Annotated in this window: 18 protein-coding genes; 7 read left to right on the top strand and 11 right to left on the bottom strand. The window is 62.9% G+C overall.

Going from position 1 to position 15,769, the window contains the following annotated elements:
* The first annotated feature begins 73 nt into the window (after positions 1–73).
* Positions 74–991 (top strand): LysR substrate-binding domain-containing protein, encoded by a 918-nt coding sequence (locus IDM28_RS02895; protein ID WP_188035326.1) that lies wholly within the window; start codon positions 74–76, stop codon positions 989–991.
* Here IDM28_RS02895 and IDM28_RS02890 read toward each other — a convergent pair.
* Genes IDM28_RS02890 through IDM28_RS02875 form a run of 4 tightly spaced genes read right to left on the bottom strand, consistent with a single transcriptional unit; the run spans position 931 to position 3,486 of the window.
* Entirely contained in the window at positions 931–1,515 is a 585-nt protein-coding gene (locus tag IDM28_RS02890; RefSeq protein ID WP_188035325.1) for a D-Ala-D-Ala carboxypeptidase family metallohydrolase, read from the bottom strand. The genes IDM28_RS02895 and IDM28_RS02890 overlap by 61 nt on opposite strands.
* 46 nt (positions 1,516–1,561) lie before the next feature.
* Positions 1,562–2,200 carry a carbonate dehydratase gene (can, locus tag IDM28_RS02885; protein WP_101316418.1) on the bottom strand — a complete coding sequence of 213 codons (639 nt, stop codon included), beginning with the start codon at positions 2,198–2,200 and terminating at the stop codon, positions 1,562–1,564.
* A 51-nt stretch (positions 2,201–2,251) separates the two neighbouring features.
* Positions 2,252–2,707 (bottom strand): ribosomal protein S18-alanine N-acetyltransferase, encoded by a 456-nt coding sequence (rimI, locus tag IDM28_RS02880; protein ID WP_101316416.1) that lies wholly within the window; start codon positions 2,705–2,707, stop codon positions 2,252–2,254.
* Positions 2,704–3,486, bottom strand: coding sequence for an energy transducer TonB (locus tag IDM28_RS02875; protein ID WP_181108172.1), 783 nt, complete (start codon positions 3,484–3,486; stop codon positions 2,704–2,706). Before IDM28_RS02875 ends, rimI begins: the two co-directional genes overlap by 4 nt.
* Positions 3,487–3,697: 211 nt before the next feature.
* Here IDM28_RS02875 and mksB point away from each other — a divergent pair, with 211 nt between their 5' ends.
* Genes mksB through mksF form a run of 3 tightly spaced genes read left to right on the top strand, consistent with a single transcriptional unit; the run spans position 3,698 to position 8,488 of the window.
* A complete protein-coding gene (gene mksB, locus IDM28_RS02870) occupies positions 3,698–4,966 on the top strand; it encodes an Mks condensin complex protein MksB (RefSeq protein WP_181089112.1) in 1,269 nt (422 codons plus the stop codon).
* Complete coding sequence (mksE, locus tag IDM28_RS02865) at positions 4,956–5,660, top strand: Mks condensin complex protein MksE (RefSeq protein WP_101316410.1); 705 nt, start codon at positions 4,956–4,958, stop codon at positions 5,658–5,660. The genes mksB and mksE overlap by 11 nt, the downstream gene beginning before the upstream one ends.
* Positions 5,657–8,488 (top strand): Mks condensin complex protein MksF, encoded by a 2,832-nt coding sequence (mksF, locus tag IDM28_RS02860; protein ID WP_188035324.1) that lies wholly within the window; start codon positions 5,657–5,659, stop codon positions 8,486–8,488. The genes mksE and mksF overlap by 4 nt, the downstream gene beginning before the upstream one ends.
* A 143-nt stretch (positions 8,489–8,631) precedes the next feature.
* Here the strand turns inward: mksF and IDM28_RS02855 are convergent, their stop codons facing one another.
* The 5 genes from IDM28_RS02855 to rplU form a co-directional block, all read right to left on the bottom strand.
* Complete coding sequence (locus IDM28_RS02855; protein WP_150570020.1) at positions 8,632–9,093, bottom strand: CreA family protein; 462 nt, start codon at positions 9,091–9,093, stop codon at positions 8,632–8,634.
* 4 nt (positions 9,094–9,097) lie between these two features.
* Complete coding sequence (gene proB / locus IDM28_RS02850; RefSeq protein WP_188035417.1) at positions 9,098–10,216, bottom strand: glutamate 5-kinase; 1,119 nt, start codon at positions 10,214–10,216, stop codon at positions 9,098–9,100.
* A 75-nt stretch (positions 10,217–10,291) separates the two neighbouring features.
* On the bottom strand, positions 10,292–11,518 hold the full coding sequence (cgtA, locus tag IDM28_RS02845; protein WP_101316404.1) for an Obg family GTPase CgtA: 1,227 nt from the start codon (positions 11,516–11,518) through the stop codon (positions 10,292–10,294).
* A 186-nt stretch (positions 11,519–11,704) separates the two neighbouring features.
* Entirely contained in the window at positions 11,705–11,962 is a 258-nt protein-coding gene (rpmA, locus tag IDM28_RS02840; RefSeq protein WP_101316402.1) for a 50S ribosomal protein L27, read from the bottom strand.
* A 38-nt stretch (positions 11,963–12,000) separates the two neighbouring features.
* Positions 12,001–12,315 carry a 50S ribosomal protein L21 gene (gene rplU / locus IDM28_RS02835; RefSeq protein ID WP_101316400.1) on the bottom strand — a complete coding sequence of 105 codons (315 nt, stop codon included), beginning with the start codon at positions 12,313–12,315 and terminating at the stop codon, positions 12,001–12,003.
* Between the two features lie 245 nt (positions 12,316–12,560).
* Here rplU and IDM28_RS02830 point away from each other — a divergent pair, with 245 nt between their 5' ends.
* The 3 genes from IDM28_RS02830 (at position 12,561) to IDM28_RS02820 (ending at position 14,382) form a co-directional block, all read left to right on the top strand.
* The gene (locus IDM28_RS02830; protein WP_101316398.1) at positions 12,561–13,529 is read left to right on the top strand and encodes a polyprenyl synthetase family protein; all 969 of its coding nucleotides are present in this window, start codon (positions 12,561–12,563) and stop codon (positions 13,527–13,529) included.
* A gap of 118 nt (positions 13,530–13,647) precedes the next feature.
* Positions 13,648–13,989: a zinc ribbon domain-containing protein YjdM gene (locus tag IDM28_RS02825; protein ID WP_101316396.1), complete on the top strand. Its 342-nt coding sequence runs from the start codon at positions 13,648–13,650 to the stop codon at positions 13,987–13,989.
* Between the two features lie 147 nt (positions 13,990–14,136).
* A complete protein-coding gene (locus IDM28_RS02820) occupies positions 14,137–14,382 on the top strand; it encodes a hypothetical protein (RefSeq protein ID WP_101316394.1) in 246 nt (81 codons plus the stop codon).
* A 40-nt stretch (positions 14,383–14,422) separates the two neighbouring features.
* Here IDM28_RS02820 and IDM28_RS02815 read toward each other — a convergent pair whose 3' ends face one another.
* Both IDM28_RS02815 and IDM28_RS02810 read right to left on the bottom strand, forming a co-directional pair.
* The gene (locus IDM28_RS02815; protein ID WP_101316392.1) at positions 14,423–15,040 is read right to left on the bottom strand and encodes an FKBP-type peptidyl-prolyl cis-trans isomerase; all 618 of its coding nucleotides are present in this window, start codon (positions 15,038–15,040) and stop codon (positions 14,423–14,425) included.
* A gap of 173 nt (positions 15,041–15,213) precedes the next feature.
* Entirely contained in the window at positions 15,214–15,702 is a 489-nt protein-coding gene (locus IDM28_RS02810) for a TIGR00645 family protein (RefSeq protein ID WP_101316390.1), read from the bottom strand.
* Positions 15,703–15,769: the final 67 nt, after the last annotated feature.

Genomic DNA, 15,769 nt, shown 5'->3' with positions numbered 1-15,769 from the left:
ATCGATTTATAGTCGTGCAGATCCGCTAGTTTTTCTCACAGATATGCAGCGTTCACTTGCGCCGAGATTTTCAATGAAACTGCCGCCGCTCAACACCCTGCGTTTTTTCGACGTTGCCGCCCAGACCGAGAGCTTTGTGCGCGCGGCCGAGCGCCTGCACGTCACCCATGGCGCGGTTAGCCGGCAAGTACGCTTGCTAGAGCAAAGTCTGGGGGTCGAACTGTTCGAGCGGCGCAACCGGGCGCTGTTTTTGACAGCCGCCGGGCGCGCCCTGCAGAGCACCACCCAGGCCATCTTCGAGCAGATCGAAGACACCGTGCAGCGCTTGCAACAACCGCTTCAGGACAACGTGCTGGTGCTGTCCTGCGAGCCGACCATCGCCATGCGCTGGCTGATCCCACGGCTGCCGGACTTTCATGCCGCGCACCCGGATATCCAGCTGCAACTGGTCGCAGCTGGCGGAGCGGTGGACTTTGCCCGTAGCGGCATTGACCTGGCCTTGCGGCGTGACGATTTTCACTGGGAACGCACGCTGCACAGCGTGAAGATCTGCGATGAATGGATGGGGCCGGTCTGTCGAGCGAGCAGCCAGCAAGCGGCGCAAAACCCTCGTTTGCTGCACAGCCGCACCCGTCCCAAGGCTTGGTCTGACTGGCATCGGTTGCGCGGCGAAGGGGTACGGCACCGCGCAGGCAGCGAGTATGAGCACTTCTATCTGTCGATCCAGGCGGCCAGCGCCGGCCTTGGGCTGGCCATGGCGTCAGCCTTGATGGTCAGCGACGAGATTGCCAGCGGCCAATTGCACGCGCCCGCCGGGTTTATCGCGGATGGCTCGGCGTATCACCTGCTCAGCCCGCAGGCGTTTCTGCCCGGCTGCAAGCGCCAGCGCTTTGCCGACTGGGTGCGCTGCCAATCTCAGGCCTGCCTGGCTCAGCTGGGTTTGGCACAAAACGACGAACCCGAGCGGCCATCACCGCCCCAGGTGCGATAGCCGGCCGTGTCGATATGGATGCGCCCCGACGGGTAGCGGCCCAGGCCCATGTTCCAAGCCTGACCATGCTGCTGCCAGAAGCGGCACAGCGGATTGGGGTCGGCCCATACCGGCAGCAACAGATCAACGGCAAAGGCGCGCATGTGGGCACTGTCCACCGCGCCGCCAGCGCAGGCGTTGAGTTGCCGATTGCGGTATGCCGAGACCACCTCGAACTGACCCAGGGCGCCCTGCCCACCCAAGGTTTTCAGCAATGCCAGGGTCGAGCGCACCGCCGGCCATTGCGCCTGTGGCGGCACCGCGAACGGCGAGGCACGACACTGGCGCCAGTCCGATGCCGAGCGTAGTAGTTGATGGATAGGCACCACACCATACAGCCGTGCCTCGACCAGCATTTCGCGAAACGGTCGGGTCTGATGGTCGCCGGCCCACTGGGCGAACATCCACAGGTCGCGCGGGTCGGCCTGAGCAACACTGGCGATGCTCAAGCCAGCTGCACAGAGCAGCATCCTTGCAGTTTTCATTGCTCACCCCTTCAGCCAGTTGGCGGCTACTGGCTTAGAGTTAAGCCTACTCCTGCGGGCGCAGGCGGTATTGCGGCGGCAATTGGGCAAAGCCGCTTATGGTGGTGTCCAGGCTCTTCCAGCGGCCATCCTTGATGCCATAGATGCAACCATGGATAGACAGCTCCTGACCGCGATGCCAGGCGTTCTGGATGATGCTGGTGTGGGCAACGTTGGCCACCTGCTGGATCACGTTCAGCTCGCACATGCGGTCGACCCGCGCCTCGTCCGTGTCGAGCTTGGCCAGCTCACCGCGCTTTTCGTAGTAGAGGTCACGAATCGAGCGCAGCCAGCCGTCGATCAGCCCGAGTTGACGGTCCTGCATGGCCGCGCGCACGCCGCCGCAGCCATAGTGGCCGGTGACCAGGATGTGTTTGACCTTGAGCACTTCGACCGCGTACTGAATCACCGACAGGCAGTTAAGGTCGGTGTGCAGCACCACGTTGGCGACGTTGCGGTGGACGAACAGATCGCCCGGTAGCATGCCGACGATCTCGTTGGCCGGCACGCGTGCGTCGGAGCAGCCGATCCAGAGAAACTCCGGCGTCTGCTGACGGGCCAGCTTGGCGAAGAAGTCCGGGTCACGCTGGGTGATCGCGTCTGCCCAGCGCTCGTTGTTGTCGATCAGTTCCTGCAGGTCGTGCATGGTCTTGCCTCATCAGGTTATGCCTGTGTGACTGGACCTGACGGCGCAAGGTCACTCGTCGAACAGGGTGCAGGCCATTACCAGGGCATCTTCGCGGCCACCAGCCATTGGATAGTAGTCGCGGCGCCGGCCAATCTCGTTGAAGCCGAAGCGTTCATACAGACGATAGGCCGACTGGTTGCTCGCGCGCAGCTCGAGGAAGCACTCGCGACCATTGAGCTTGTAGGCCTCGGCCATGAGTTTTTCCAGCAGGCGCAGGCCCAGGCCGCGGCCCTGGTTTTCCGGTTTTACGGTGATGTTGAGCAGGTGCGCTTCGTCAATGATCACGTTGATCACGCCGTGACCCACCTGCTGGGCGCCATCGAACATCAACCAGATCTGGTATGACTTGAGCGCATCCAGAAAAATCCCGCGGGTCCAGGGATGGCTGAACGCGGCGTACTCGATCTTCAGCACCGCATCCAGGTCCGCCTCGGTCATCGGGCGGAAACTGATCGAATCACTCATTCAACGCTCTTCCAGCGCGCCATCAGCTGGCGCATCGCTTGCCAGACGTCCGCCTTGCGCTGCGGCTCGTCCATCAACAGTTCCAGGCCAGGCAGCGCCCAGGCAGTGCCCAGCGCTTCGACCTGCAGTTCTTGGTAATAGGCCGGTGCCTCGGCCTGGGCGGCAAAGCGCAGCGCCGGCAGGCCGATCAGCCACAGGCAGGTGCAGGGTGATTCTTCCAGGCGTGCCTGGATAAAGCCTTGGACGAAGTCACGCGCAGCCTCGGGGCCTTGGTCCATGTTGCCGCGCACCAGCAGCGGCCAACGGATCGGCTCGCCGATGATCTGCGGCGCATCCGGCAGGCCGGCGGCGCGGAGCATGTCCTTGAGCAGCAGGTAGGATGGGTCGCGGCTCTGGAACGGCTGCCCGGTGGCCAGCTCGACCAGCACCAGGCAACTGCCGGCGCGCAGCAACTGCAGGGCAAACCGTGGCGGTGGCACCGGCGCCGCACGGGCCACCACTGGCTCAGCCTCGGTCTCGGTCGGCTTGACCGCTGGCTTGACGCTGCTGGCTGGGCGCGGAATCTCGATTTTCGGCCGTTCGATGCTGCGTGCCTGCGGCGCGATCGGTGCGGCGGCGGGCGCTGGCGCCAGGGCTTCGAGTTCGACCTCCTCGACCGGCGCCTGCGGCAGCAGCAGCTCGGGGCGCGACGGCGCGGCGAACGGCAGTTCGGCACGCGGCAGCCAGTGCACCACTTGCATGGCGGACAGGTAAGCGCGGCGGCGGGACTCGATCAGCACAGCACGGTCATCCGGGAAAAGTCAGTCGCGCATTCTAACGCCGTTGACCGCCCCGCGCCGCTACAGGTTGGCGGAAATTTGCCAGCCGGCAAAACCCTGAGCCAATCCGGTAAATCCCTGACGCAATCTCATTACAGACCAAGGGGTGAATTCCTCCCCCCCGGATGCAGTACAATCGCCGGCTTTAATTTGGCAACGAGTCGACCCGCCAATGATCGAACCCAAGCGCGTCCTGCGCGCCCTCGCCGAACACTGGGCATTGATCGAGCCGCTGTGCGAGCGTTTCGACCAGGGCACATTGAGCCTGATCGAACTGCGCCAGCAACTCGGCCGCCAGCAGGTAGAAAGCACCCCGCAGGACATCACCCAGCTGCTCGATGTGTGGATCCGCCTGGATATTCTGGTACCGGTGGCAAAAAGCCCGAACCGCTTCGAGCTGAATGCGCAGATCCATGACTTCCTGGCCTACCTGCGCCGCGAGCACCGGCTTGGCCTGTGCCTGGAAATCGAAGCCTATCTGCGCCACCTGGAGCGCCTGGCCGGGCATATTCAGGACGCTTTCGATAACCGCGACAGCGATGACCTGGCGCGCCAGCTGCGCTTGCTCGACATGCGCGTGCGCGACGTGTTGAAGAAACTCGACAACGACGAGCAGGCGCTGGTCGCGGTAGCCGAACGGGCCAAGACCAGCAACCGGCAGATCCCGCTGCGCCAGCGCTACGCCGAAGTACTGGCAACCTGGGACGAGTACGTCGAGCCGATGATCCAGCTGGTCAACGCCGACGGCGCCTTCGAGCAAGGCGTGCGCAAGGTCGAGACAGTGCTGCTGCGCCTGCTCGGCGAGCAGGCGCGGCTCGGCCACCTGGTCGACGACGACATGCTCCTGCGCACCCATGCGCGCATCCTCGAGATGCAGACCAGCGCCCAGCTGACCCTGCGCCATGCCCGCGAACTGCTGCTGCCGCTGCGCGAAGAAGCGCGCCGGCACAACGCCGTGACCCGGGGCGCAGCGCTGGCCCTGTCGGTGATCCGGCGCAAGGGCATCGATGCCGTGCCGCACGCGGCCATGCCGATGTTCACTCGACCGCAAAGCACCTTTCTCGGCAGCGCCAGCCAGGTCGAGGCCTACGTTTACGCGCTGGCCCGCTTCGAGCCCAAGCCGGCGCGCTTCCCCAAGGCCCACCGCACCGACAAGGGCCCGACGCCACGTGCCCCGCGTACGGTCAAGGAGATGCTCGAACGCTGTGCCAGCGCCCTGCCGCTGCCCGACCTGATGGTCTGGCTGCTGGAGCAGGAGCCCGAAGGCGCCACCGACGAGCTGCTGTACTGGTTCTCGCGCCTGTCGCGCGAGAAGCGCTTCAGCCGCGAGCGCCTCGAACGGCGCGACTATCTCACCGCCGAACACCGGGTGAGTCTGCGCTCCTTCGCCCTGACCGAATCATCGCCTGCATCCACTGCGAGCCCAGCCAATGCATCTTGATCTCTCCGAACTGTCCCAGCTCGCGCCGATCTTCCGCGAGCTGTTCAAAGGTTTCCACGTCAGCCGCCGCGACCCCGAGTTGTACGCCCAGCTGTCGAACTTCCAGGACCAGTACCGCACCCTGTTCAAGGCGCTTGGCTTCGAGCTGGTGTGCGATACCCGCGGTTTCTATTACTTCGTGCCAGAGCTGGCCGCGGCGCAGGTCAACAAGACCGCCCAGCGCCTTTCGCTGTTCACCTTCATCCTGGTCGAGCACCTGGCTGACCAGGGCCGCGACCCGATCGCCGTGCTCGATGGCGGCAGCATCGGCCGCGATGAGCTGCCGTCGCTGCTGGAAAAGTACCGCGACCTGTTCATCCAGGCCGAAGTACAGACCGTCGACGAGCTTGAAGAAAAGATCCTCCGGCGTATGACCCAACTGGGCTTCGCCCATGAAGAAGGCGGCATCTACCGCTTCCTGCCGCCGATGCACCGCTTCATCGATGTGTGCCTGTCGGTGCAGCAGGACCGCGACCTGGCCGCGACCCTGCACAGCGCCCTGCCACTGCCGGTACCGGTGCTGGCCGACGACGACAGCGCCGAGCAACTGGAAACCGACGACCCGCTCGACCTCAGCCCGTTTGCCGGCGACGAGAGCGAAGAAGACGCCCTTGCCCGCGCCATCCGCGAAGAGCAACAGGAGATTGACGCATGAGCCAGCCACGCTACGGCATCCGCCGCTTCGCCTTGCTCAACACCGCCGGCTACAGCCTCGGCCTGTTCCCGCTGGAGCACCCGCTGTCGGTCTATGGCGCCAACAACCTGGGTAAGTCGGCGTCGATCAACGCCCTGCAGTTCCCGATTCTGGCGCGCATGTCGGACATGAGCTTCGGCAAGTACAGCCTCGAGCAGTCGCGCCGCTTCTACTTCGCCAGCGACACCAGCTACATCCTCTGCGAGCTGGACCTGCCCCATGGCCCACACGTGATTGGCGTGGTCGGCCGCGGCCCGGGCGGCGGCTTCGGTCACCAGTTCTTTGCCTACCAAGGCCAGCTGGACCTGGCTCACTACCAGAAAGACGACACCTGCCTGCGCCAGAAGGAGCTGTTCACCAACCTTGAGCGCAATGGCCTCAAGGCTTACGAGCTCAAGCCCGACGAACTGCGCCGGTTGTTGGTCGGTGGCCATACTTCGGTGCCATTGGACCTGACCCTGATCCCGCTGCGCTCGACCAGCGAGCAGAGCCTGAAGACCTTCCGCGCCCTGTTCATCAACCTGCTGCACATGCGCGAAATCACTGCGGCCAAGCTCAAGCAGCTGTTCCTCGATGCCTTCGAGCACAGCCTGCGCTCGGGCAGCGTCGACTACATCGCTGCCTGCGAAGAGGCCTTCCGCGACGTACGCCGCATGGAAGGCGATTACAACGCCCTGGTCGCCGCCGGGCCGTTGGTCGAAGCCCTGGCCGGCGGCGTCGCCCAGCGCGACATCCTGCGTGGCAAGCTGCATCGCCTGTCGCCGCTGCTGGATAACCTGCTCGGCACCTGGCAGGAATATGCCATGGCGCGTAAAGAAGAACTGCTGATCCAGTCCGAGCATTACCGCAGCGAGCAGGACCGCCTGCAGAACGACCAACGCGGCGGTACCCAGGAGCTGATGCGCCTGGAGCGCGAGATCAGCGGTATCCAGCGCTGGCTGGGCGAACTGTCGGTGCTGAAGAATCGCTTTGCGCTGGTCGATGATGTACGCGTCCTCGAGCAGCAGTTGCTTGCCGCCAAGGACGCCCACGACGAACTTGCCGGCGCCCTGGCGCAATCGCGGCAGTTCTCCACCGAAGACCTCGACGAACGTGTGCGGGATCTGGAGAAGCGGGTCAAGGTGGTCAAGCAGCAGCTCGATCATGCCGACAACAACAGCTACGCACGCCTGCGCGAAGAGTTCTCGCAAGGCGACGTCGACCGCCTGATGCGCCTGTTCAACGGCGCACTGTTCAGCCTGCCGCTGGGCGAGCGCGGCATCGAACTGGATGACAGCGACCTTTGGGTCAAGTCACTGGAAGCGGTGCTCGACAGCTTCAAAGGCGAGCGTTTCGAAGCCCCGGGCCTGTCCATCGACCTCTCGCACATCGAGCCGCCGGCGCTGCAAGCGTTGGCTGACCGCGCGGCCCTGCGCGACCAGAAAGACCGCCTCGACCGCGAGCTCAAGCAGCTCAAGACCCAGCAGGCGGTCGCCGCCGACCGCACCGCCAGCAAAGCCCAGACCGAAGCCCTGTACCAGCAGGTACTGGATGCGCAAAAGGCCCTGGAAGACTTCCGCCGCAGCGAAACCTTGGCCGCCGAAGAGCCAGAAAAGCTTGAGCAACTGGCCCAGCTTGAAGCCGCCCAGGACGAGCTCAAGCGCTCCAGCGACGCTTTCACCGAGCGCGTACAGCAACTGTCGGCCAAGCTGCAACTGGTCGGCCGTCAGTTGGCCGACCTCGAAGCCAAGCAGCGCACCCTCGAAGATGCCCTGCGCCGCCGTCAGCTGCTACCCAACGACATGCCGTTCGGCACGCCGTTCATGGAAGCGGTGGACGACTCGATGGACAACCTGCTGCCGCTGCTCAATGACTACCAGGACAGCTGGCAGGCGCTGCAACGGGCGGATAACCAGATCGAGGCGCTGTACGCCCAGGTACGCCTCAAAGGGGTGGCCAAGTTCGACAGCGAAGACGACATGGAGCGCCGCCTGCAGCTGCTGATCAACGCCTACTCGCACCGCACCGAAGAAGCCCTGACCCTGGCCAAGGCGCGCCGTGCGGCGGTTACCGACATCGCCCGGACCCTGCGCAACATCCGTAGCGACTACGACAGCCTCGAGCACCAGCTGGCGCTGTTCAACCGCGAGATCAACAAGCGCCAGGTGTCCAACCTGGAAAGCTTCCGCGTGGTGCTGGCGCCGAACAAGGAAGCGCTCAAGCACATCGACCAGATCATCCACAGCGCTGGCCAGTACGAAGAAGGCGAGACCCTGTCGGTGTTCGACCTGACCCAGAGCAGCGACCAGGATCACAAGAACGAAGAGGCCAAGGAGTACCTGGCCCGGCTGGTGGCAGCCAACCACAACCAACTGGGCCTCAAGGACCTGTTCGAGCTGGCGTTCGAGATCACCAAGATCAACAGCCAGCCGGTGATCCACGCCGACATCGATGGCGCTGCCTCCAACGGCACCACCATGACCATCAAGGCGCTGACCAACATGTACTTGTTGCTGCACCTGATGGACCGCGACCTGGCCGGACGCATTCGCTTGCCGTACTACCTCGACGAGGCCGCCGACATCGACGAACGCAACCAGGCGGCGCTGCTCGAGACCAGCCAGCAGCTGGGCTTCGTGCCGATTCTGGCCAGCGTCAAGCCACAGGTGTCGGCGCACGTGGCGATCGATCTGGAAGGTGGTAGCGGACCGAATGGCATCTACATCGACGAATCGGACTGGAAGTACATCAGCCGGATCGATGCAGAGAAGGCGATTGTGCGTGAGGATGTGGCCGAAGAGTTGGCCTGATCTGTGATCTGCGCTAGTGGGGCCGCTGCGCGGCCCTTTCGCGACACAAGGCCGCTCCTACAGGAAAGCAGCGATCTGCTGTTGTAGGAGCGGCCTTGTGTCGCGAAAGGGCTGCAAAGCAGCCCCGAAATACGTACTACCTGCTACTGCGCCCAAGGCAGAATCGGAATCGCGGTCACCGCGTTCTGCGGGCTGCCTTCGATCATGCGATCGCTGTAGACCAGGTACACCAGGGTGTTGCGCTTCTTGTCGAGAAAACGCACCACCTGCATAGTCTTGAACACCAGCGAGGTGCGCTCCTTGAACACCTCGTCACCGTCCTTGAGTTCACCCTTGAAGTTGATCGGCCCAACCTGACGGCAGGCGATCGAGGCTTCTGCACGGTCCTCGGCCAGGCCCAGGCCACCCTTGACGCCGCCAGTCTTGGCCCGCGACAGGTAGCAGGTCACACCCTCGACCTTGGGGTCATCGAAGGCTTCGACGACGATCCGGTCATTCGGCCCGACAAACTTGAACACGGTCGAGACCTGGCCGATTTCTTCAGCGCCCGCGACCATCGGCAGCATCAACACCGCCACGGCAAACAGCTTTTTCAGCACAGTCATCCCCTTACACCAGAACCAGGTTGTCGCGGTGCACCAGCTCGGGCTCCGCGCTGTAGCCAAGCAACGCTTCGATTGCATCGGACGGTTGGCCGATGATCTTCTGCGCTTCCAAGGCACTGTAATTGGCCAGCCCGCGGGCCACTTCATGGCCGTCCGGGCCGACGCAGATCACCATCTCGCCGCGACGGAAGCTGCCCTGAACAGTCTTGACCCCAACCGGCAGCAGGCTCTTGTTGGCCTGGCGCAGTGCCTGCACGGCACCCTCGTCGAGCACCAGCGTGCCGCGGGTCTGCAGGTGGCCTGCCAGCCACTGCTTGCGTGCCGCGAGCATGCCGCGCTCTGGCGACAGCAGCGTGCCCAGGCGCTCACCGGCCTTGAGCCGATCCAGCACGCGCTCGATGCGCCCGCCAATGATGATGGTGTGCGCACCGGAACGCGCCGCCAGGCGCGCCGCACGCAGTTTGGTCTGCATGCCGCCGCGGCCCAGCGCACCGCCGGTGCTGCCGGCCACTGCGTCGAGCGCCGGGTCATCGGCGCGCGCTTCGAAGATCAGCTTGGCGTCGGGGTTGTGCCGTGGGTCGGCATCGAACATGCCATCGCGGTCGGTGAGGATCACCAGCAGGTCCGCCTCGACCAAGTTGGCCACCAGCGCTGCAAGGGTGTCGTTGTCGCCGAAACGGATCTCGTCGGTGACCACCGTGTCGTTCTCGTTGATCACCGGCACCACACCCAGATCGACCAGAGTGCGCAGGGTGCTGCGGGCATTCAGGTAACGCTTGCGGTCAGACAGATCGTCGTGGGTCAGGAGGATCTGCGCGGTGTGCTTGCCGTGCTCACCAAAGCTCGACTCCCACGCCTGCACCAGGCGCATCTGGCCCAGCGAGGCGGCGGCCTGCAGCTCGTTCATGGCACTCGGTCGCTTGGTCCAGCCAAGCTGGCTCATGCCCGCTGCTACGGCCCCGGAAGAGACCAGCACCAACTCCACCCCTGCTTCACGCAGGGCCACCATCTGCTCGACCCAAACGCCCATGGCACCGCGGTCCAGGCCCTTGCCATCGGCGGTCAGCAGGGCGCTGCCGATCTTCACGACCCAGCGCTTCGCGCCCGTCACCTTGCTTCGCATCTTCATCCAACCCATGTCGATTCGTAGATACTAAAACGCCGCTCCTGAGAGCGGCGTTTAGTGTACTGCAAGCGATCAGTCGCGCACGTAAATGATTTCCGGGCCGTCTTCGTCGTCCTCGAAATCATCATCCCAGACATCGTCTTCGCCAACGCTGTGCACGCTCTTGACGCCAGTGCGGCGCAAGGTACGGGCATCGTCCAGGGCCTGCAACTGAGCACGCGCTTCGTCTTCGATGCGCTGATCGAGGCTGGCCAGCTGCGCGGCGTAGGCCGGGTCGGCGGCCAGGCGGTCGGCGCGGTCTTCGAGGTAGCGCATGATGTCGCGGCTGAGGGCTTCGGTACCCTGCTTGGAGATTGCCGAGATCACATAGACCGGGCCCTTCCACTGCAGGCGCTCGACCACTTCCTTGACCCGCTCGTCACGCTCGTCGTCCATCAGCATGTCCGACTTGTTCAGCACCAGCCAGCGCTCACGCTCGGCCAGCGACGGGCTGAAGCGGGTCAGCTCGTTGACGATGACTTCGGCAGCGTCGGCCGAGTTGGTCTCGTCCAGCGGCGCCAGGTCAACCAGATGCAGCAGGATGCGAGTACGCGCCAGGTGCTTGAGGAAGCGGATACCCAGGCCGGCACCTTCCGAGGCGCCTTCGATCAGGCCGGGGATGTCGGCGATGACGAAGCTCTTCCAGCGGTCGACGCTGACCACGCCCAGGTTTGGCACCAGGGTGGTGAACGGGTAGTCGGCGACTTTCGGCTTGGCGGCCGATACCGAACGGATGAAGGTACTTTTGCCAGCGTTGGGCAGGCCGAGCAGGCCGACGTCAGCGAGGACTTTCATTTCCAGTTTCAGGTCACGCTGATCACCCGGCTTGCCTGGGGTGGTCTGGCGTGGCGCACGGTTGGTGCTGGACTTGAAACGGGTGTTGCCCAGGCCGTGCCAGCCGCCTTGGGCGACCATCAGCTTTTGCCCGGCCTTGACCAGGTCGCCGATCACTTCCTGGGTCGAGGCATCGATCACGGTGGTGCCAACCGGCACCCGCAGGATCATGTCTTCGCCCTTCTTGCCGGTGCAGTCGGTGCTGCCGCCGTTGGCGCCGCGCTGGGCGTCGAAGTGACGGGTATAGCGATAGTCGACCAGGGTGTTGAGGTTTTCGTCGGCAATCATGTACACCGAGCCACCGTCGCCGCCATCACCACCGTTGGGGCCACCGTTCTCGATGAACTTCTCGCGGCGGAAGCTCATGCAACCGTTACCGCCATCACCGGCTTTGACCCGGATCGATACTTCGTCAACAAACTTCATAGAAACCGCCTCTCGTCAGCAGACGAGTTGAAATGACTCAAAAACATGAGGCTCTTGCAAAAATGAGCGCGGCGACCCCGAGACGCAGAGACCGACGCCGGCAGCCCAGACAAACAGCTTTGCAAGAGGCTCACCACAAACGAAAAAGCCCCGTCGCGTGACGGGGCTTCTCCAGCGACAGCGCGATTAGCCCGCGACGACGCTCACGTAACGGCGGTTGAATTCGCCTTTCTTCTCGAACTTGATCACGCCTTCGATCTTGGCGAACAAGGTGTGATCCTTGCCCATGCCAACGCCGTAGCCGGCGTGGAACTGGGTGCCACGCTGACGGACGATGATGTTGCCGGCCTTGATGACCTGGCCGCCATACATCTTCACGCCAAGGCGTTTCGATTCTGAGTCGCGACCGTTACGAGTACTACCACCAGCCTTCTTGTGAGCCATGGTTCAATTCTCCAAATAAATTCAGGGGATCTAGGAAATTAAGCCTGGATGCCGGTGATTTTGATCTCGGTGAACCACTGGCGGTGGCCCATACGCTTCATGTGGTGCTTACGACGACGGAACTTGATGATGCGAACCTTGTCGTGACGGCCTTGCGAGATGACCTCGGCAACCACGGTAGCGCCAGCAACAACTGGAGCACCGATGGTGACTGCGTCGCCATTGGCAACCAGCAGGACGCGATCGAAGGTCACGGATTCGCCAGTGGCGATTTCCAGTTTCTCGATCTTCAGGTATTCACCTTCAGCGACTTTGTACTGCTTGCCGCCGGTAACAATTACTGCGTAAGACATGGTATTTCTCCGATAATCCTGCTCACCCAGCTCTTTATATATTGAGTATTGGCTGGCATGGCTGCACAAGGCTGGAACGGCCCGGCGCAATTGCGTAAGGCAGGTGCTGCCCAGGAAAGTTAGGGTGCGCGATTGTACGCAACCCAGGATGGCCTTGCAAGTCCCGCCCCGGCGCGGCAGGCAGCGTGCCTTGACACACCGCAACCCTCGACCTAGCATGCCGCGCAACCCCAATGGAGCAGCCGATGCAACCCCAAACCTTCTACCGCGCGGTAGCTGATGATTTCAGCGCCGTCGACGAGATCATCAAGAAGCAGCTGACCTCGCGCGTGCCGCTGGTATCGAAGATCGGCGACTATATCACGTCGGCCGGCGGCAAACGCCTGCGGCCCTTGCTGGTACTGCTCTGCGGCAAGGCGCTGGGTCGCGAGAGCGACGACCTGCGCCTGCTGGCAGCGACCATCGAGTTCCTCCACACCGCCACCCTGCTGCACGACGATGTGGTCGACATGTCCGGCATGCGCCGTGGCCGCTCCACCGCCAACGCGCTGTGGGGTAACGCGCCGAGCGTGCTGGTGGGCGACTTCCTTTATTCGCGCTCGTTCGAAATGATGGTCGAACTGGGTTCGATGTCGGTGATGCAGATCCTCGCCAAGGCCACTCGCGTGATCGCCGAAGGCGAAGTGCTGCAGCTGTCGCGGGTGCGTGATGCGAGCACCAGCGAAGAGGTGTACATGGAAGTCATCCGCGGCAAGACCGCGATGCTCTTCGAAGCCTCGACCCACAGCGCCGCTGCGCTGGCCGGTGCCAGCGACGAGCAACGTGAAGCGCTGCGCACCTTTGGTGATCACCTTGGCGTGGCCTTCCAGCTGGTCGACGACCTGCTCGACTATCAGGGCGACTCGGAGACTCTGGGCAAGAACGTCGGCGACGATCTGGCCGAAGGCAAGCCGACCCTGCCGCTGATCTACACCATGCGCGAAGGCTCGCCCGAGCAGGCCGCACTGGTGCGCAAGGCGATCCAGAAGGGTGGCCTGGAAGATCTCGAGCAGATTCGCGCTGCCGTGCACGACTCAGGCGCCCTCGCCTACACCGCGCAGATGGCCCGCGACTACGTCGCCCGCGCCATCGCCTGCCTGGAAGTACTGCCAGCCAGCGAATACCGCGATGCACTGGTCGAACTCAGCGAGTTTGCGGTAGCCCGTACTCACTAATCGGGCGCTCCAACACGGATCGCGCCAGCAGAGGGCGATGAGAGCGAATCTCATCGCCCCGCTCACGGGCAAAACCTTATACAATGTAGGCTTTTCCAGCCCTGCCAAAGGACCCGTAGTGAGCACTCTGCCTGCCTGCCCCAAATGCAATTCCGAATATACCTACGAAGACGGCACCCAGCTGATCTGCCCTGAATGCGCCCACGAGTGGTCGGCCAGCGGCGATGCCGAAGCAGCCAGCGATGACGTGGTGAAGAAGGATTCGGTCGGTAACGTCCTGCAGGACGGCGATACCATCACCGTGATCAAGGACCTCAAGGTCAAGGGCACCTCGCTGGTGGTCAAGGTCGGCACCAAGGTCAAGAACATCCGCCTATGCGACGGCGACCATGACATCGACTGCAAGATCGACGGCATCGGCCCGATGAAGCTCAAGTCCGAGTTCGTGCGCAAGGTCTGACTTGCTCTGGTCTGGGGCTGCCCTCGGTGGCCCCGACAGATCCTGCAACAGGATCGACCGACCATTGGCGAAAAAAACCAATAGTTACTTGCTATTTTGATAATAAGAATTATTCTCATTGGAAACAGCTATCCAAGGAGAGTAGCCATGACTTATCTGATCGACGCCTGGCTGGACCGCCCCCATCCCTACCTGAGAATCCTCCACCGCGAGACCGGTGAAGTGTGCGCGGTACTTGAACAGGACGCCCTCAACGAGCTACGCGACCAGGGTGACCTGGACCTGCATGGGCTTAATTCAAGCGAGCCGGTGGTGCTCAAGGAGCTGGTACGCAATTTGTTTCTGTTCTGCTATGCACGGGCATTGCGCCCTGGCGGGACGGACTGGAACTGAAGGTCAAGCGAAAGGGCCGCACCAGGCGGCCCAGACGGTCTTACAGAACGTCGAGCAGCTCGACGTCGAACACCAGAACGCTGTGCGGCGGGATGCTGCCAACGCCTTGAGCGCCGTAAGCCAGCTCGCTCGGCACATACAGGCGCCATTTGCTGCCGGCATTCATCAGCTGCAGAGCTTCGGTCCAGCCGGCGATCACGCCACCAACCGGGAATTCAGCAGGCTGACCACGATCGTAGGAACTGTCGAATACAGTGCCGTCGATCAGGGTGCCGTGGTAGTGGGTGCGTACAGTGTCGTCGCGGCTTGGCTTGGCGCCAACACCGGCGGTCAGCACTTCGAACTGCAGGCCCGAAGCCAGGGTGGTGATGCCTTCGCGCTTGGCGTTTTCAGCCAGGAACTCGACGCCCACAGCAGCAGCGACTTCAGCCTTGGCAGCGGCTTCGGCTTGCATGATGTCGCGGATGGTCTTGAACGCAGCCGACAGGTCGGCCTCGTTGACCCGGCTTTCAACGCCATTGAAGGCGTCGGTCAGGCCGGCGACGATGGCTTCCAGGCTGACGCCTGGTGGCGGGTTGTCACGCAGCTGACCGCCGAGCTGACGGCCAATGCCGTAGCTGACGCGGGTTTCGTCGGTGGACAGAATGAGTTCGGACATTGACTTGCTCCGCAGCAGGGCGCAGTGCAGCCGCGCCCTTGATCAAAAGGGCGAGCAGCCTAGCACACTGCAGCGCAGCAGATCAGCTACCGGGCCACTGCGCACCGCAGATACACAACCGCCCGGCCGTTGGGCAACGGTCGGGCGGCATGGGCAATGCGGCAGAGCAATGCTTAGTGCTTGGTCAGCTTGTCCAGATAACCCATGACAAATGCCGAAATGACAAAGGTCATGTGGATGATCACGTACCACATCAGCTTGTCGGTGGAGATGTTCTGCGCATCCATGAACACCCGCAGCAGATGAATCGAAGAAATTGCCACGATCGACGCGGCGACTTTCATCTTCAGCGAGGTCGAGTCCATCTTGCCCAGCCAGCTGAGCTTTTCCTTGCTGTCGTCGATGTCCAGCTGCGAGACGAAGTTCTCGTAGCCAGAGATCATCACCATCACCAGCAGGCCGCCAACCAGCGACATGTCGATCAGCGACAGGATGACCAGGATCAGGTCGGCCTCGCTGAGAGCGAACACATTGGGCAGTACATGCAGGACTTCTTGGAAGAACTTCAGCGCCAGCGCCAGCAGGCCAAGCGACAGGCCGAAGTAGATCGGGGCAAGCAACCAACGCGATGCGTACATCGCGTTCTCGAGAAAACGTTCCATGGAGGATAAAACTCGTCAGGTGAGCGGAAAGCGATCGCGAGTATAGCCACCCACCTGTTACAGCAAA

This window comes from Pseudomonas sp. EZ-C24 (genome assembly GCF_014525325.1).
GTDB classification, from domain to species: Bacteria; Pseudomonadota; Gammaproteobacteria; order Pseudomonadales; family Pseudomonadaceae; genus Aquipseudomonas; species Aquipseudomonas shirazensis.
Note: the sequence above shows the minus strand (reverse complement) of the source record. Positions and strands in the feature narration are given on the sequence as shown.

What these genes read in the sequence shown, in the direction of transcription:
- IDM28_RS02895 (WP_188035326.1), top strand. Translation starts at nt 74, where the DNA reads ATGAAACTGCCGCCGCTCAACACCCTGCGTTTTTTCGACGTTGCCGCC.
- IDM28_RS02890 (WP_188035325.1), bottom strand. Translation starts at nt 1,515, where the DNA reads ATGAAAACTGCAAGGATGCTGCTCTGTGCAGCTGGCTTGAGCATCGCC.
- can (WP_101316418.1), bottom strand. Translation starts at nt 2,200, where the DNA reads ATGCACGACCTGCAGGAACTGATCGACAACAACGAGCGCTGGGCAGAC.
- rimI (WP_101316416.1), bottom strand. Translation starts at nt 2,707, where the DNA reads ATGAGTGATTCGATCAGTTTCCGCCCGATGACCGAGGCGGACCTGGAT.
- mksB (WP_181089112.1), top strand. Translation starts at nt 3,698, where the DNA reads ATGATCGAACCCAAGCGCGTCCTGCGCGCCCTCGCCGAACACTGGGCA.
- mksE (WP_101316410.1), top strand. Translation starts at nt 4,956, where the DNA reads ATGCATCTTGATCTCTCCGAACTGTCCCAGCTCGCGCCGATCTTCCGC.
- mksF (WP_188035324.1), top strand. Translation starts at nt 5,657, where the DNA reads ATGAGCCAGCCACGCTACGGCATCCGCCGCTTCGCCTTGCTCAACACC.
- IDM28_RS02855 (WP_150570020.1), bottom strand. Translation starts at nt 9,093, where the DNA reads ATGACTGTGCTGAAAAAGCTGTTTGCCGTGGCGGTGTTGATGCTGCCG.
- proB (WP_188035417.1), bottom strand. Translation starts at nt 10,216, where the DNA reads ATGCGAAGCAAGGTGACGGGCGCGAAGCGCTGGGTCGTGAAGATCGGC.
- cgtA (WP_101316404.1), bottom strand. Translation starts at nt 11,518, where the DNA reads ATGAAGTTTGTTGACGAAGTATCGATCCGGGTCAAAGCCGGTGATGGC.
- rpmA (WP_101316402.1), bottom strand. Translation starts at nt 11,962, where the DNA reads ATGGCTCACAAGAAGGCTGGTGGTAGTACTCGTAACGGTCGCGACTCA.
- rplU (WP_101316400.1), bottom strand. Translation starts at nt 12,315, where the DNA reads ATGTCTTACGCAGTAATTGTTACCGGCGGCAAGCAGTACAAAGTCGCT.
- IDM28_RS02830 (WP_101316398.1), top strand. Translation starts at nt 12,561, where the DNA reads ATGCAACCCCAAACCTTCTACCGCGCGGTAGCTGATGATTTCAGCGCC.
- IDM28_RS02820 (WP_101316394.1), top strand. Translation starts at nt 14,137, where the DNA reads ATGACTTATCTGATCGACGCCTGGCTGGACCGCCCCCATCCCTACCTG.
- IDM28_RS02815 (WP_101316392.1), bottom strand. Translation starts at nt 15,040, where the DNA reads ATGTCCGAACTCATTCTGTCCACCGACGAAACCCGCGTCAGCTACGGC.
- IDM28_RS02810 (WP_101316390.1), bottom strand. Translation starts at nt 15,702, where the DNA reads ATGGAACGTTTTCTCGAGAACGCGATGTACGCATCGCGTTGGTTGCTT.